Source organism: Streptomyces sp. NPDC060194, assembly GCF_042728285.1.
In the GTDB taxonomy this organism is placed as follows: Bacteria; Actinomycetota; Actinomycetes; order Streptomycetales; family Streptomycetaceae; genus Streptomyces.
The window spans coordinates 1-15988 of the sequence record NZ_JBHWZH010000130.1 but is presented as its reverse complement, the minus strand read 5'-3'; the positions used below and the strand labels follow the sequence as shown (position 1 = coordinate 15988).

At 74.8% G+C, this 15988-nt stretch carries 11 protein-coding genes; 1 reads left to right on the top strand and 10 read right to left on the bottom strand.

Annotation, left to right across the window (positions count from 1 at the left end):
- Positions 1–35: 35 nt before the first annotated feature.
- The 10 genes from ACFWEG_RS23345 to ACFWEG_RS23300 all read right to left on the bottom strand — a co-directional run bounded on the left by ACFWEG_RS23345 (position 36) and on the right by ACFWEG_RS23300 (position 12951).
- A complete protein-coding gene (locus ACFWEG_RS23345; RefSeq protein ID WP_387218412.1) occupies positions 36–2030 on the bottom strand; it encodes a hypothetical protein in 1995 nt (664 codons plus the stop codon).
- 116 nt (positions 2031–2146) lie between these two features.
- Positions 2147–2884: a ribonuclease activity regulator RraA gene (locus ACFWEG_RS23340; RefSeq protein WP_387218409.1), complete on the bottom strand. Its 738-nt coding sequence runs from the start codon at positions 2882–2884 to the stop codon at positions 2147–2149.
- A gap of 98 nt (positions 2885–2982) precedes the next feature.
- The gene (locus ACFWEG_RS23335; protein WP_387218406.1) at positions 2983–3897 is read right to left on the bottom strand and encodes an SDR family NAD(P)-dependent oxidoreductase; all 915 of its coding nucleotides are present in this window, start codon (positions 3895–3897) and stop codon (positions 2983–2985) included.
- A complete protein-coding gene (locus tag ACFWEG_RS23330) occupies positions 3894–5057 on the bottom strand; it encodes a mandelate racemase/muconate lactonizing enzyme family protein (RefSeq protein WP_387218403.1) in 1164 nt (387 codons plus the stop codon). The genes ACFWEG_RS23335 and ACFWEG_RS23330 overlap by 4 nt, the downstream gene beginning before the upstream one ends.
- Positions 5045–6988, bottom strand: a complete 1944-nt coding sequence (locus ACFWEG_RS23325; RefSeq protein WP_387218401.1) for a dipeptide ABC transporter ATP-binding protein — start codon at positions 6986–6988, stop codon at positions 5045–5047. Before ACFWEG_RS23325 ends, ACFWEG_RS23330 begins: the two co-directional genes overlap by 13 nt.
- A 9-nt stretch (positions 6989–6997) precedes the next feature.
- On the bottom strand, positions 6998–8566 hold the full coding sequence (locus ACFWEG_RS23320; protein ID WP_387218398.1) for an ABC transporter substrate-binding protein: 1569 nt from the start codon (positions 8564–8566) through the stop codon (positions 6998–7000).
- Between the two features lie 392 nt (positions 8567–8958).
- Positions 8959–9831, bottom strand: a complete 873-nt coding sequence (locus ACFWEG_RS23315; RefSeq protein ID WP_387218396.1) for an ABC transporter permease — start codon at positions 9829–9831, stop codon at positions 8959–8961.
- 95 nt (positions 9832–9926) lie between these two features.
- Positions 9927–10868: an ABC transporter permease gene (locus tag ACFWEG_RS23310; RefSeq protein ID WP_387218393.1), complete on the bottom strand. Its 942-nt coding sequence runs from the start codon at positions 10866–10868 to the stop codon at positions 9927–9929.
- Positions 10865–12229, bottom strand: coding sequence for a hypothetical protein (locus tag ACFWEG_RS23305; protein ID WP_387218390.1), 1365 nt, complete (start codon positions 12227–12229; stop codon positions 10865–10867). The genes ACFWEG_RS23310 and ACFWEG_RS23305 overlap by 4 nt, the downstream gene beginning before the upstream one ends.
- Entirely contained in the window at positions 12226–12951 is a 726-nt protein-coding gene (locus ACFWEG_RS23300) for a GntR family transcriptional regulator (RefSeq protein ID WP_387218388.1), read from the bottom strand. Before ACFWEG_RS23300 ends, ACFWEG_RS23305 begins: the two co-directional genes overlap by 4 nt.
- Positions 12952–13118: 167 nt before the next feature.
- On the opposite strand from ACFWEG_RS23300, the gene ACFWEG_RS23295 reads away from it, so the two are divergent.
- Positions 13119–15953, top strand: a complete 2835-nt coding sequence (locus ACFWEG_RS23295) for a sigma-70 family RNA polymerase sigma factor (RefSeq protein WP_387218385.1) — start codon at positions 13119–13121, stop codon at positions 15951–15953.
- Positions 15954–15988 lie beyond the last annotated feature (35 nt).

Sequence of the window (15988 nt, the reverse complement as noted above, 5' to 3'; positions counted from 1 at the left end):
GCACCGGTGCGGTGCGCGCGGGGGCCCTCAGGGGGTCAGAGCCGGACGGTGGAGCGGTCGGCGATGAGGACGGGCGAGTCGTACACCGGCACGTTGCGGAAGGTGTACGTGCCGCCCGAGACCGACCAGTCGGCCGCCGGGATGTCGAACACCGCCCCGGTGCGCAGGTCGACGTAGACGGGGTCGGCGAAGTCGCCCTCGGGCAGGGTGAGTCGGACGGGGGTGCGGGCGGTGGACTCGTTCGGCTTGCCGGTGCCGTTCCAGACGCCGACGACCTGGCGGCCGGTGTCGCGCTTGGCGAACCGCTGCACGGTCAGGGCGGTGGAGGAGTCGGTGGTGAACGTCGACTGGGGCTTCGCCTGGAGGGAGTTGTCGATGACCGAGGCGAGGGCCTGGACGCCGTAGTAGGAGGGCTTGGCGTAGCGGATCGTCTTGTCGGTGTTGGTCTGCAGGAGCCCCTTGCTGTTGACCTTCGACGGGTAGTGCAGGTCGGAGAGGCTGAACGCGCTGGTGGTGATGGACTGGCCGAGGTCGTGGACCAGGCGGCGCAGGAACCACTTGGACTGGCTGAGCTCGGTCCAGTCCAGGTCGCCGAGCGCCCCGAAGCTGCCCGGCCGGCTGGGCGCGCCGTTCTCGCCCTGGCGGACCACCGCGCCGGGCGCGTACTGGTTCACCAGCGTCCGGAGCCTGCCGATCTGCTGGTAGGTCCACACGTCGTCGGGGTTGGGGTTGTACGGGTGGTAGGAGACGCCGTCGAGCAGGCCGGCCTTGCCCTGGGCGGCGAGCCGGACGAGGAAGTCCTCGGCGTAGGGGACGTCGATCCCGGCCTCGGCGAGGCCGAAGATGACCGAGTCCGGCTGCTCGGCGCGGACGCGGGCGGCGGTGCGGGCGAAGAAGTCGGCGTAGGTGTCGGCGGGGATGCCGCCGAGGTTGGGCTCGTTCCAGATCTCCCACTCGGTGACCCGGTCCTCGTACCGCCGGACCATCGCGGTCACCCAGGCGTCCCAGGCCGTCAGGGCCTCGGCGGAGGTGGGGATCTGGCCGCCGAGGCCGGAGCCGCCGCCGCCGGTGTAGGCGCCGTTGCCGTAGCTCAGCTGCAGCCAGGGCTTGACGCCGCGGGAGACGGCGTCGTCGACGATCTCGTCGAGCCAGGTCCAGTCGTAGACGCCCTTGGTCTTCTCCGTCCTCGCCCAGCCGCCCTGGAGGCGCACCCCGGTGGCGCCGAGGCGGCCGAGGTAGGGGGCGGCGGCCCGGTAGTCGACGTAGCCGCGGTCGAGGGTCTCCGCGCCGATCAGCAGCTTGGACGAGCCGACCTGCGCGGCCGAGCGCGGGGCGATCGTGCCGAGCTGCGGCCAGCCGGCCGGCGACGACTCGACGGTGGTGCGGACGTCGTCGAGGTGGGCGGTGCCGGTGTCGCCGACGGACACCCCGGCCTGGAGGCTGTCGAGGGCGGTGGTGGAGGTGCGGAAGGCGAGCCCGGCGGCCCGGCGTTCGCCGTCGACGTGGACGTCGGCGCTCGCGGTGCCGGGGCGGGCGACGACGCGAATGTCGTACCAGCGGTTCGGCGCGTACGCGCCGAGGTCCCTCTGCGCGGTGCCGTCGTAGGTGTAGAGGCGGCCGGCGGCGCTCATCGCGACGGTGACGCTGTGGCCCCCGCTGGAGTCCAGGTGCACGCCGACGGTCGCGGTGGTCTGGGAGGCACGCAGCCGGAACCCGGCGACGACCGTCTGCGAGGTGGTGCCGAAGGCGGCCCGTGCGGTGGTGGCGGCCGTGGTGGAGGTGTCGCGCAGCCGCAGGCTGCGGTCGACGGTGCCGGCCACGTCCTGCACGGTGACGTCGCCGGCCGTGGTCCAGCCGGGCGCGGCGGAGCCGGGGCTGACGGTGTCGAAGGTGCTGGACAGGTCCGCCGCGGCGGCCGGTCCGGCGGTGGTGACGGTGACGAGGGCGCCGAGGAGGGCGCCGGAGAGGAGGAGGGGGAGGCCTCTTCGCAGGCCGGCGGGGCGGACGGGGGCGGGTGCGGCTCGTTTCATGGTTCCTGCCTTCGGGGGGAGGGCGGGGCGGCTCGGACGGTGGGACGGGGTGGTGCGGGCCCGGAGCGCCGGCGGGGCGCCGGTGCTCCGGGGGCTGGGGGGCTCGGGGGGCGCGGTCAGTCGGACAGCGGGAGCGCGCCGCGGGACTCGTCGTAGGCGCGGCGCGTGGCCTCGTCCGGCGGGTACGTGCCGCGCAGCGGGGCGCCGTTCGCGACCCGGGCGGCGATGAACGCCTCCTGGCGCTCCTGCTCGCGGGCCTGGTGGGCGATGACGGGGACGAGGTGGCGCGGCACGCAGACCACCCCGTCCTCGTCGCCGACCATCACGTCGCCGGGGTAGACGGCGACGCCGGCGCAGCCGATGGGGACCTGGAGGTCGACGGCGTGGTGCTGGGCGAGGTTGGTCATGGCGGCGGCCCCGGTGGCGAAGACCGGCAGCGGGAGCCGGCTGATCTCGCCGATGTCGCGCAGGGTGCCGTCGGTGACGAGTCCGGCGGCGCCGTTGACGGCCATCCGGGTCAGCAGGATGTTGCCGGCGGCGGCGGCCCGGCCCTGGCCGCGGCAGTCCACCACGAGGACCTGGCCGGGGCCCGCCTGCTCGACGGCGACGCGCTGCGGGTGGTCGTAGTCGTCGTACACCTCGAGGGTGTCGATGTCCTCGCGGGCCGGGATGTAGCGCAGGGTGAACGCCTCGCCGACCATGCGGCGGGCGTCGGGCGTGACGCAGGTGAGGCCGGCCAGGAAGGTGTTGCGCAGGCCGTGCTTGAACAGCTGGGTGGTGATGGTGGCGGTGCTGGCCTCGCCCAGGGCGGCCAGGTCCTCGGGGTCGAGGTGCGGCCGGGGGGTCTCGGTCATGTCGTGCTTCCTTACGTGGGCGCGGGCGGTGGGCCCGGGGGTTCGGTGGCCGGATGTCGGTGGCCGGACCTGGTGCGGTCGGGTGCGGGACGGTCGGGTCAGGGCGCGGGGCGGTCGGAGGCGGGGGCGTCGAGCGTGGGGTCGGCGCCCGGCGGCCGGAGCTGGGCGCTCAGGCCGCCGTCGACGTTCAGCACCTGGCCGGTGACGAACGCGGCGTCCGGCGAGGCGAGGAACGACACCGCCGCGGCGACGTCGGAGCCGTCGCCGACCCGGCCGAGTGGGACGGGCCGGGCACGGTCGCGCCGCTGGTCGAGGTCGAGGAGGGCGAACCGGTCGTTGACGACGGGTCCGGGGGCGACCGCGTTGACGCGGATGCCCCGCGGGGCGAGTTCGAGCGCGATCGCCCGGGTCGCCGCGTCGACGGCGCCCTTGCCGGCGTCGTAGGCGACGGCGGCGCGGTGGGCGCGGGTGGCGCCGACGGAGGAGATGTTGACGATCGCGGAGCCGGCGGGCATCACCCGGGCGGCGGCGACCGTGCACAGGAACGTGCCGCGCACGTTCACCGCGAAGCTGCGGTCCCAGTCGGCGACGTCCAGGTCGAGCAGCGGCCCGCGGCCGAGCATGGGGGCGGCCGCGTTGTTGACCAGCACGTCGAGCCCGCCGAGGCCGTCGACCGCCCGCGCCACGCAGGCGTCGACCTGCCCCGCGTCGGACACGTCCCCGGGGCAGGCGAGCGCCGCGAACCCCTTCGCCCGCAGCGCGGCCGCCGCGGCCTCCGCCTCCGCGGCGTCCGGGCCGTTGACGGCGACCGCCGCCCCCTCCTGCGCGAGCCGCCACGCGATGGCGAGCCCGATGTTCCGCGCCCCGCCGGTGACCAGGACGACCCGCCCGGCGAACCGCCCGGCGACGGGCCCGGGTCCGAGGGCGGCCGCGGGGCCGGCCGCCGTGGCGCGCCCGGAGCCGGTCGCGGGCTCCGCCGACGCAGGGGTGCCCGCTCCGTCCGGCGCGGTCACGACGCGGCCGCCTGGCGGTCGACGACCGCGGCCGCGGTGGTGGCCGCCCAGGTCAGCGGACCGGCGGAGGCCGCGACGAGGTCCGGGTCGAGGGTCATGCCGAGTCCCGGGCCCTGGGGCACGGACAGCAGGCCGCCGGTGTAGCGGACGGGGTCGGTGACGACGTCGCGGGTGTAGAGCAGCGGTCCGACGGGGTCGCTGGGCACGGTCACCGACGGCATCGCCATGGCGACGTGCGCCGCCGCCGCGGTGCCGATGGACAGCTCCTGGGTGGTGCCGACCAGGCAGGACTTCCCGGCCGCGTCGGCGATCGCGAAGACCCGCCGGGCCGGGGTGATCCCGCCGATCGCGATGACGCTGACGTTGAACACGTCCACCGCGTCCGCGGCGACGAGGTCAAGGGCCCAGCGGTAGCTGTAGACGTGCTCGCTGATCGGGACGGCGAGCCGGTCGCGGGCCTGGACCAGGCCGCGGACGTCGTGGTGCGGGGCGGGCGACTCGATCAGCTCGTAGCCGGTGTCGGCGACCTTCTCGGCGAAGCGGCAGGCGGCCTTCGCGTCCAACAGATTGGAGAAGTCCAGGGACTTGATCGATATGCGGTCCCCGAACCGCTCCCTGGCCGTCCGCAGGAACCGCTCGTCCAGGTCGAGCCGGCGCCCCACGTACACCCGGAAGAAGGTGAAGCCCTCGGCGAGCCGCCGCTCGACCATCGCGAGGTTCCGCTCGACGTCCTCCTCGTGCTGCTGCCGGAAGATCGGGTAGGCGATCGGCACGGACTCCCGTACCGCCCCGCCGAGCAGGTCGCAGACCCGCACGCCGAGCTGCTTCGCCGCGAGGTCCCAGAAGGCGATGTCCACCCCGCACTTGATCGCGCGGCTCTTGTCGTAGATGTATCCGGCCTGCGGGAAGTTCGCCTCCATCCGCCGTTCCATCTCGGTGAGCTGGAGCGCGTCGAGGCCGACGAGGAGCTCGTTGAGCACGCCCTCCAGGTCGGGGACGTCGAGGTGGTAGCGGGGCAGGTGCTGGAGGTCGGACATCTCGCCGAAGCCGGTCAACGACTCGTCGTCGGTGAGGAGTTCGACCAGGACGTGCCCGCAGGTGATGCTGTTGTGCCGGGGGGTGTTGATCGAGGTGAGGCGGACGCGGGTCACCTTGGCCATGTACTGCTCCGTTCCTTGTCGCTGCGGGTGGCGCCGGTGCCGACGAGGCCGTCGTCGGCGCCGTCGCGCCGGGCTCCCGGCGCGGTCGCGAGGAGTTCGCGGGTGTAGGGGTGGGCGGGGTCCGCGTACAGGCGGTCCGCCGGGCCCTCCTCGACGATCCGGCCGTGCCGCATGACGGCGATCCGGTGCGCCACGGAGCGCACCACGGCCAGGTCGTGGGTGATGAAGAGGTAGGCCATGCCGTGCTCGGCCTGCAGGTCGGCGAGCAGGTTGAGGATCTGCGCCTGCACGGAGACGTCGAGCGCGCTGACGGCCTCGTCGCACACGATCAGCTTCGGCCGCAGGGCGAGCGCCCGGGCGATCGCGATGCGCTGCCGCTGTCCGCCGGAGAACGCCGACGGGAAGCGGTCGAGGGCGTAGGAGTCGAGCCCCACGTCCCGCAGCAGCGCCTCCAGTTGCGGCTCGGCCGCGTCGAGCCGGTGCACCCGCATCGGCTCGGCGAGGATCTCCCGGACGGTCAGCCGCGGGTCGAGGCTGGCGTACGGGTTCTGGAAGACGACCTGGATCTCCCGCTGGAGCCTGCGCAGTTCGGCGGGCGTCGGCCGGCGGACGTCGATGCCGTCGTAGCGGACGGCTCCCGCCGTGGGGGTCTCCAGGCGCAGCAGCAGCTTGGTCAGGCTGGTCTTGCCCGACCCCGACTCCCCCACCAGGGCGAGGGTGCGGCCCGGTTCGACGCTCAGGCTGACCTGGTTCACCGCGTCGACGTGCCCGGTGACCCGGCGCAGCGCCCCGCTGCGGACGGGGTAGCGCAGGACGGTCTCGTCGAACTCGACGAGGGGAGCGGCCCGTTCGTCGTCCTGCAGGGTCTCCGGCACCTCCGCGGCGGCCGCCGCGGGCCGCTCTCGCGGGGCGTCGGCGAACAGGCAGGCCGCGTCGTGGCTCCCGCCGACGGTGAGCAGCGCGGGCACGGTGTGCTCGCACCGCTCCTCGCTCACCGGGCACCGCGGCGCGAACGAGCAGCCCGTGGGCGGTCCGCTCAGCCGGGGCGGCCGGCCCTCGACGGAAGCGAGGCGGGTGCGGGCCGGGGCGTCGAGCCGCGGCGTCGCCGCGAGCAGCGCCTGCGTGTACGGCATCCGCGGGTCGGCGAGGACCTGCCCGGTGGGGCCGCTCTCCACGATCCGGCCGGCGTACATGACCGCCACCCGGTCGGCCTGCTCGGCGACCACGCCCAGGTCGTGGGTGATGAGGATCAGGCCCATGCCGAGGTCGTCGCAGAGCGCGCCGAGCATGCTCATGATCTCGGCCTGGACGGCGGCGTCGAGCGCGGTGGTGGGCTCGTCGGCGATGAGCAGCCGCGGGCGGGAGGCGATGGCCAGCGCGATGGCGGCGCGCTGGCGCATGCCGCCCGACAGCTCGTGCACGTAGCTCTTCAGGTGCTTGCCCGGCTCGGGCATCCGGGCCAGGGTCAGGGCCTCGACGGCCCGCTCCCGGGCCTCGGCCCGGCCGACCCGGGCGTGCGCCCGGACCGCGTCGGCGATCTGCGTGCCGACGGTGAGCAGCGGGTTGAGCGCGGTCCCGGGGTCCTGGAACACCATCGCGACCCGGTCACCCCGGATCCCCCGCCAGTCCCGGGCGCCGAGCCCGACCAACTCGGTGGTGCGGCCCGGCCGGGGCGGCTCGCCCGGCCGGTCGGACGGGCCCGGCTCGTCGGTGAGGAGGATCGAGCCGGTGGTCTCGCAGCGGGGGGCCGGCGGGTTGAGGCCGAGGAGGCTGAGCGCGGTGACCGTCTTGCCGGAGCCGGACTCGCCGACGACGGCGAGCGTCTCCCCCGCGTCCAGCCGCAGGCTGACGTCGTCCACGGCCCGGACGGGGGGCTCGCCCCGCCCGCCGTGGAAGGTGACGCCGAGGTGGCGTATGTCGAGGAGCGTCACGGCCGGCCCCTACGCGCCGAGCCGGGCGCGCTCGAGCCGCCACTGGCCGTCGACGTCGAGGGCGATCCCCCTGAGGTCCGCGCTGTGGATCAGCGGCGACTTCGCCTGGTGCAGGAAGACCCAGTAGTTGTTCGCGACGATGCGCCGCTGCACCTCGACGTACGCGGCCTTGCGGGCGGCCTGGTCGTCCGTGCTCAGCCCCTCGTCGAGGAGCGCGTCGAGCTTGGAGTCCTTCAGGCCCGACCAGTTGCTCGGCCCGTCGCTCGCGAAGTAGGGGTCGAACGAGAGCGAGGGGTCGAGGCGCGGGATGTCGATGACGAGGATCGCCGCGTCGAACTCCTGCCGCTGCATCCGCTCCAGCTGGGTCTGGAACTCCAGGACCTCGACCTTGGGCGCGAACCCGGCCGCGGTGAGCTGGCTCTGCAGCAGCTCGGCGACCGTCGGGTCGGGGGCGCGGCGGCGGGCCAGGAGGGTGATCGGGACCTTGCCGCGCAGCCCCGCCTTGTCGAGGGTGGCGCGCGCCTTCGCGGGGTCGTGGGGCAGCGGCGCGATCGACCCGTCGTAGAACCAGTCGTCGGCGGTGGCGAAGGACGGGGCGATGTCGTAGTCGCCGCCGGCCGCCGCCTTGCCGACGGCGTCGCGCTCGACGGCCTGGGCGAACGCGGCCCGCACCCGCGGGTCGCGGAAGGGGCCCTTGGTGACGTTGAGGGAGGCGTAGTAGTTGCGCCGCACGCCCTCGTCGGTGATCTTGATCTTCGGGTCGGCCGCCAGCTGCTTGTACTCCTCCGGCGGTAGCGCGCGGACCAACTGCACGCCCTTGGTGGCGAGTTCGGCGCGCAGCACCTTGGCCTCGGTGACGAAGCGAAGGACCACCTTCTCCAGGAGCGGCAGGGACTGCCCGTCCTCGCCCTTGCCCCAGTACTTCGCGTTGCGCTCGGCGGTCAGCTGCACCTTGGAGCGCCACCGCCGGAAGGCGAACGGGCCGGTGCCGACCGGCTTGCGGCCGAACGTCTCGGCGCCCTTCTTCAGCGCGGCGGGCGAGGCGATCATGCCCGGCTCGTGGGCGAGCTGGGTGAGCAGCAGCGGGTCGGCGGCCTTGAGGGTGAGGGTCACCGTCCGGGCGCCGGTGGCCTTCACGTCGGTGACGGAGGCGAGGGCGGCGGCCTTGGTGGAGCGGGTCGCCGGGTCGGCTATCCGCTTGAGGTTGAAGACGACGGCCTCGGCGTCGAAGGGCGTCCCGTCGTGGAACTCCACGCCCTGGCGCAGTTCGAGGACGACCTCGGTGCCCTTCTCCGTCCACTTCGTGGCGAGGGCCGGCTCGAAGGTCCCGTCGCGGCGCTGGCGCAGCAGCGAGTCGAAGAACAGGTTCAGCACGTTGCGGTCCGAGGAGATCGCGGAGCTGAGGGCCGGGTCGAGGGTGACGGGCTCGTTGTCGAAGCCCGCGGTCAGGGTGCCGCCGGAGGCACCGGTGGTGGAGTCGCCGGAGCCGCCGCAGCCGGAGAGCGCGGCGACGGCGGCGGTCGCGGCGGCGCCGGCCAGGACGGTGCGGCGGGGCACGGGGAAGGAGGCGAGAGGCATGGCGAGGCACTTCCTGTTCGGAAGGAACGGAAAGGAACGGAGTGGGTGCGGGGCCCGGCGGACGGCGGTGGCGGCGCCCGGGACACGGGGGTCCCGGCGCGCGGGCACGGCGGTCTCTGCACACGGGCGCGGTGGTGCGGGTGCGGGTGGTGCGGGTGCGGTGCGGTCGGTGCGGTCGGTGCGGTCGGTGCGGTCGGTGCGGTCGGTGCGGTCGGTGCGGTCGGTGCGGTCAACGAGGATGCGGGCGACGGCGGTTCGGGCCGCGTCACTGCTCCGGTACGCGCCCGCGTGGTGACGCGGTCGACGAGGTACGGCGGGGGCGGCTCGCTCCCTTCGGTTCTGCGGCGCGCGCTGTGACGGGACGCACCCGGGCAGCTGCACGCGCGGTGGTCTCAGCGCGTCGGAGCGAGCTCCGGGCGGTGCGCGTCGAGCGCGTCGCGCAGGGCGTCGGCGAGCAGGTTGAACGCGGCGACGGTGAGCAGGATGGCGAGGCCGGGGAAGACGCTGAGCGACCAGCTCGCCGACAGGTGGTCGGTGCCGCTGGCGACGATCGCGCCCCAACTGGGCTGCGGGGGCTGGACGCTGAGGCCGAGGAAGCTCAGCGCGGCCTCGGCCATGATCGCCGTGGACACCTGGAGCGCGGCGAAGACGAGCAGCGTTCCGGCGAGGTGCGGCAGCAGGTGGCGGCGCATGATCGTGAACCGGGTGACCCCGACGATCCGGGCTGCGGCCACCCACTCCCGGGTCCGCAGCGACAGCACCTCGCCGCGGACGACCCGGGCGAACCGCGGGGTGGCGACCACCGCGATCGCGATGAGCGCGTTGCGCAGCCCGGGGCCGAGCGCGGCCACCACGGTGAGGGCGAGGACGAGCAGGGGGAACGCGAGCAGGCCGTCGGAGACCCGCATGACCAGGGCGTCCACCCAGCCGCCGCGGTAGCCGGCGACCAGTCCGAGGACCGTGCCGAGGACCAGCGCGGCGCCCACGGTGAGCGTGGCGACCGCGACGGTGACCAGCGAGCCGGCCACCACCCGGGCCAGGACGTCCCGGCCGATCTCGTCGGTGCCGAGGAGGTGGTCGGCGCTCGGCCCGGCGAGCAGCTGGTCGGTGTCCGTGGCGCGGACCGCGTCGGACATGAACGGGGCGCAGGCGGCGGCGAGCAGGAGGAGGAAGAGGAGGGGTACGGCGATCTGTGCGCGGCGGTCGCGGCGCAGTCGGTCGAGGACCGGCCTGCGGGAGACCTTCGGCGCGAGGTCGGTGGCCATCGGCGCTCCAGGAGAGGCGTACGGGGGCGTGCGGTGCGGGATGCGGGTGCGGTGGGGCGCGGTGCGGGATGCGCGTGGACGCGGTGCGGACGGGCTCAGTACGTGATGCGCGGGTCCAGCCACGCGTAGACGAGGTCGGCGAGCAGGTTCACCAGCAGGACGAACACCACCACCATCAGCACCGCGCCCTGCACGACCGGCAGGTCCCGGCTGAAGATGCCGTTGACGATCAGGGTCCCCATGCCCGGCACGGTGAAGACGGTCTCGGTGACGACGGTGGCGCTCATCAGCGCCCCGATCTGGAGCGCGACGACCGTCACGACCGGCACGACGGCGTTGCGCAGGGCGTAGACCCCGACGATCCGGCGGCGGGAGAGCCCGGAGGCCTCGGCCGTGCGGATGTAGTCCTCGCCGAACGCGGCGAGGAGCGCGGCGCGGGTCTGCCGCATGGTGACGGCGGCGATGGTGGAGCCGATGGTGACGGCCGGCAGGACCATGTGCCGCAGGTTCTGCACCGGGTCCTCGGTGAAGGGCACGTAGCCCGACGCGGGCAGGATCCTCAGCCACAGGGCGAAGACCAGGATGAGCAGGGCGGCGAGGTAGAAGTGGGGGGCCGAAAGGGCCACGAGACCGGTGGAGTTGAGCACCGTGTCGGTGCGGGTGCGGGCCCGGACGGCGGCGACGATGCCGGCCGGGATGCCGATCACGACGGCGAAGAGCAGCGCGATCAGGCCGAGTTCGACGGTCGCGGCGAGCCGCTCGGTGATGACCGCGGACACCTGCTCGTCGGTCAGCCAGGAGCTGCCGAGGTCGCCGGTGACGAGGCCGCCGAGCCACTGGGTGAACTGCTGCCACAGCGGCACGTCGAGGCCGAGGTCCGAGCGGAGCACCGCACGGTCCTCAGCGGTGGCCTCCTGGCCGAGGATGGCGAGGGTCGGGTCGCCCGGCATCAGCCGCAGGAGCAGGAAGAGCACCAGGGAGACGACGAGGACGACGGGGATCAGCTGGGCGATACGGCGTATCAGGTATCCGGTCATCTCACCGGCTCCGGGGTCGGGGGTACGGACAGGGGTGCGGTCGTGCGCGCGGCGGGAGAAGGCCTGGCGGTCACCGCGGCAGTCGCGGGGCCGAGCGCCGCCTCCCCCGCGGTTCCAGGCGCGGCAGCGGAAGGGGGCCCGGCGATCGCGAGGCCGGCCGCCGCAGCGGTCGTGGTGCCGGGTGCCGACTCGTACGTGGTCGTGGGCGCGGCGGGCCGGGCCGCCCCGAGGCCGCGCAGCCAGGCGAGGCGGGCGGCGGGGGCGAGGTCGTAGGCGTACAGGACGAGGGCGTCCGCCCCGGCCGACCGGGCGTCCGCGGCGACGCCCGCGAGCTGCGCCTCGTCGGTGGTGCGGTCGGCGGCCAGGCTCCACCCGGCCGAGATCCGCGCGCCGGTGCGGGCGGCCGCCGCGAGGTCGCGGCGCAGGGCGCCGGCGTCCCCCGACAGGTCGGTGACGGTGAGCCCGCCGGCCGCGTCCGCGAGGGCGTCGAAGCCGGCGGCGGACTTGCCGTCGCAGGCGTGGGGGTCGGCCGTCGTGCGGACGGAGACCGGCAGCCCGCCGGCCGCCTCGGCCGCCGTGCGGACGAGCTCCTCGGTCACCCGCGCCCGGACGGCGAGGACGGTCGCGTGCAGGTCGTCGCCGAGGACGGCCCGGGCGTCGGTGGCGGGGTCGCCGGCCGGGCGGGGCGCGTCGAGCTGGGCGCGCAGCGCCGCGCGGACGGCCTGGGTGAGGGCGGGCACGTCGACGCCGGCGGCGGTGAACCGGGCGGCGCAGGCGGGGCAGAAGCAGAGCGAGAGCAGCCAGCGGTCGACCGGCCGCAGCGGGGTGCCGAGCTTGTCGTGGGCGCTCTGGTGCTGCCAGCCGAGGTACCCGAACGCCTCCAGTTCGAGGCCGGACACGCCGGGGCGGCGGGCGGTGCGGGCGACGAGGTCGGCCGCGTAGTCGCGCACCTCGGGCCTGGCGGGGCACAGGGCGTGGCGGTAGCGGTGGCCGAAGACGTTGCGGAGCGCGGATCCGGGGTGCCGGCCGGCCGGGCCCGACTGGTGGAGTCCCACCAGCCAGGCCGTCACGGAGAGCCCGGCCCCGCGGAGCGCCGCGGTGGCGGCGGTGGCGTCGTCCCCGCGGACGGGGAGCTGCGGGCGGATGGTCCCGGCGGGCTCCGGGGCGGAGTCGTCGTGGAACCACCGGCCGGCCCGGAAGTCGGCGACGGCGCACGGGTCGCTGGTCGTGAGCAGCCACCGGCCGCCGTGGTAGGCGAAGGCGAGCCGCACGCCGTCGACTCCGCTGCCGGCGAGGTGCTCCGCCTGGGCACGGGGCCGGTCGCGGAAGGAGAGCGGGTGGGCGAAGACCTCGACCTTCATCGCCCCGCCCCGGGCTCGTCGCGCAGCGCGTGGGTGATGGTGCGCCGGGCCTTCTCGATGTGCGCGCGGGTCAGCAGCTCGGCGCGGTCGGCGTCGCCCTGCTCCATGGCGGCGAGGATGGCGGCGTGCTCGGTCGCCTCCTCCTCCCAGGTGGCGCGCAGCCGCCAGCCGAGGCCGGCGACGAACGCGGTCAGGTCCTGGAGCTGGTCGATGAAGCCGCACAGGAACCGGTTGTCGCAGGCGGTGTAGAGCTCGCGGTGGAAGCGCCGGTTGGCGACGCCGAGCCCCCGGGTCTCGCCCGAGCCGATGAGCGCGGTCGCCTCCTGCAGGGCCTGCCGGGCCCCGGGGTAGGGGGTGGCGCCGAGCCGGAGCGCGGCCAGCCGCACGGCCTCGGACTCCGCGGCGCCGCGCGCCGAGTACAGCTCCTGCACCAGGCGGTCGTCGGGCCGGCGGACGCTCACGCCGTTGTAGACGTTGACCTCCACCAGACCGGTGGAGATCAACTGCTTGAGCGCCTCGCGCACCGGGGTCTTGGACACGCCGTACAGCTCGGCGAGTTCGCGCTCCACCAGGGCCTTCCCCGGGGGGAGGACCCCTTCGAGGATCGCCTGGCGCAGCGCGTCGCGCACCCGGTCGGTCCGCGAGACGGCCTGCTGCAGCGGGGGCAGGGAGAGCGGGGCCGGAGCGCCCGCACCACCTGCCGGATAGTCGGTCTGTGGCATGGCGGCATGCTGGTATATCAGCGCACCACATCACAACCCCCGTGCGGGAACTTCTTTTTCGGGGGTACGGGAGAGGAAAGTGTTATGCCCTGCGGCCGCCCTCGTCTCCTGGTGTTGCAACCACCCACCAGGGCGGCCACCACCGCCCTCGTACGAGGATGTCTCCCATGCGACATGACCGGGCCGACAGGGCCGACACGTTTCCGGACCGCCGTACGGTCGAGGCCGCCCAGGACGGTGACAGCGGCGCGGTCGAGCGGCTCAGCGCCGGCTCGCTGCCGCTGGTGTACAACATCGTCGGCCGGGCGGCGGAGTCCGACCTCGACGTCGACGACATCGTGCAGGACACGATGGTCGCGGTGATCCGCGCCCTGCCGGAGCTGCGGGAGGCGGGCAAGTTCCGCTCCTGGCTGGTGGCCATCGCGGTGCGCCAGCTCACCGACGCCCGGCGCCGGGCGCGGTCCGGCCGGCTGACGACGCTGGAGCACGCCGACGAACGGCACGCGCCGGAGCCGGACTTCGCGACGCTGTTCCTGCTGCGCCAGTCGCTCACCGCCGAGCAGCGGCAGGTCGCCGCGGCCACCGCCTGGCTCGACCCGTCCTACCGCGACCTGCTCTCGCTCTGGTGGCTGGAGGCGTGCGGGCGGCTGTCCCGCAAGGACATCGCGGCGGCGACGAAGGTCCCCACCGCGCATCTGGCGGTGCAGGTGCAGCGGATGAAGACGCAGCTGGACGTGGCGCGGACGGTCGTGCGCGCTCTGTCCCGCGAGCCGCGCTGCGCGGAGCTCGTCGACGTGGCGGGCGCGGGCGCGCCCTCCCCGAGCCCGCTGCTGCGCAAGCGGATAGCCCGCCACCTGCGCGGCTGCGACGTGTGCGGGACGGCGACGGGCCGTCTGGTGGCGCCGGAGCGGCTGCTCGCCGGCCTGCCGCTGCTGCTGCCGGGCCGTACGGGCGAGCAGGGTGCGGCCGGGGCGAGCGGGTGGGCCGGGCAGCCGGCCCCCGACGCCTCCCCGCTCCCGGCCGACACCGGCGGCTGGACCTCGCCGGGCGCCGACCAGGCCGGCGGCTGGGCCTCCCCCGACGCGGCCGGACGCCCCTTCGAGACGGCCTCCCACTGGCAGGCCCCCCGCGGGCGCGGCCTCCGTTCGGCCCGCCCCCGCGGCGACCACGGCGTCCTCACCGGCGTCTCCGCCAAGGTGACGGCCGCGACGGTCGGCGCCGGGGTGGCGGCGCTCGTCGCGAGCGTCGTCGTCGCGCTCCCGTCGGGGAGCGCCTCCGACGCGCGGGACACGGCGGCGCAGGTCACGCCGTCCGCGCAGGCTCCCGCGACCCCCAGCAGCCCCGCGCCGGTCGTCCCGGTGAAGAGCCCCGCGCCGATCCGCACCCCCGCCCCCGTCGAGGCGCCCGTCATGCGCACCTCGCTGCCGGCGAAGGACCCCGCGCCCACCCTCTTCGTGAGCGCCGCCGGCAACGACTCCAACCCCGGCACCTCGGCCGGATCGCCGTTCCGCACCATCCAGAGGGCCGCCGACGTGGCGAAGCCCGGTGACGTCGTCGCGGTCATGAACGGCACCTACTCCGAGCCGCGCAAGGGCTCCAACGTGCTGACCGTGAAGCGCTCGGGCCGCGCCGGCGCGCCCATCACCTTCACCGCCTACGCAGGCCACCACCCGGTGATCCACCCGAAGCAGGGCTGGAACGGTATCAGCGTGTACGGCGCCTCCCACATCGTCGTCAAGGGCCTGGACGTCAAGGGCAACAACGCCGCCCTGTCCCTGGCCGACGCCGAGCGCACCTACAGCAAGACGGACCCGACGTACAACACCAACTGCATCTCCGTGGAGAAGAACCGCGAGAGCGGCGCGTTCCCGCACCACGTGGAGATCACCGGCAACACGGTGCACGACTGCGCCGGCGGCGGCATCAACGCCATCGAGGCCGACCACGTCGACATCACCGAGAACCACGTCTACGGCAACGCCTGGTACACCGTCTACGGCGCCAGCGGCATCTCCGTCCTCACCCCGCGCGACACCACCGCCGGCGACTCCCGCACGTACAAGATCCGCATCACCCGCAACCGCGTCCACGACAACGAGACGATGGTCAAGTGGGAGGGCTGCCGCTGCTACTCCGACGGCAACGGCATCATCGTCGACACCACCAAGGGCGACCCCGCGAAGGGCCGGCCCGCCTACAACGGGCGCATCCTGGTGGCGGGCAACGTGAGCTACGACAACGGCGGTTCGGGGATCCACTCCTACAAGAGCCGCTACGTCGACATCGTGAACAACACGGCGTACCTCAACGGCCGCAGCAAGCGGATGGAGGCGCCGTACGCCAACATCTTCGCCAACAGCAGCACCGACGTCCGGCTGCTCAACAACATCTCCTACGGCCGGCCGGGGCAGTCCACCAACAGCAGGTCCCGCAACGAGAACGTCCGTTACGACTACAACGTGTACTTCGGCGGAAAGGCGCCCGAGTCGAGGGGCGCGCACGACGTCATCGCCGACCCGAAGCTGACCGACCCCGGCAAGGACGCGGGCGCGGACTTCCACCTCGCGCAGGGCTCCCCGGCGATCGGTTCGGGCACCCCGCTCGCCGGCGTAGCGCGGGGCGGCGCCCCGGACCGGGGCGCGTACGGCTTCGCGGCCGGCGCACCGGCGGCGTCCGGCTCCTCCGACTCCGGTTCCGGCTCCGACTCGGGCACGCCGGGCGGGGACGACGCGGGCAAGGACGAGGACACGGGCTCCGGTAACCCCTCGGGCGGCGAGAGCCCGGCCGCGGGCTCCGGGGAGGAGATCGACGGGGAGGGCGCGACCGCCGGGAGCACGGCCGGCGGCGAGTCCGGCGTGACCCCCGACGGCGGCGGCTCGGACTCCCAGCCGCTCGCCGAGACCGGCGGCTCGGACCCCGCGCTGCCGCTGGGCATCGCCGGGGCTGTGCTCGTCGTGGGCGCCGGGCTGATCGCGCTCGCGCGCCGCAAGCGCCGCTCCTGAACCGCCGCGGCGCCGGCCCCCGCTCGCTCGGGGGC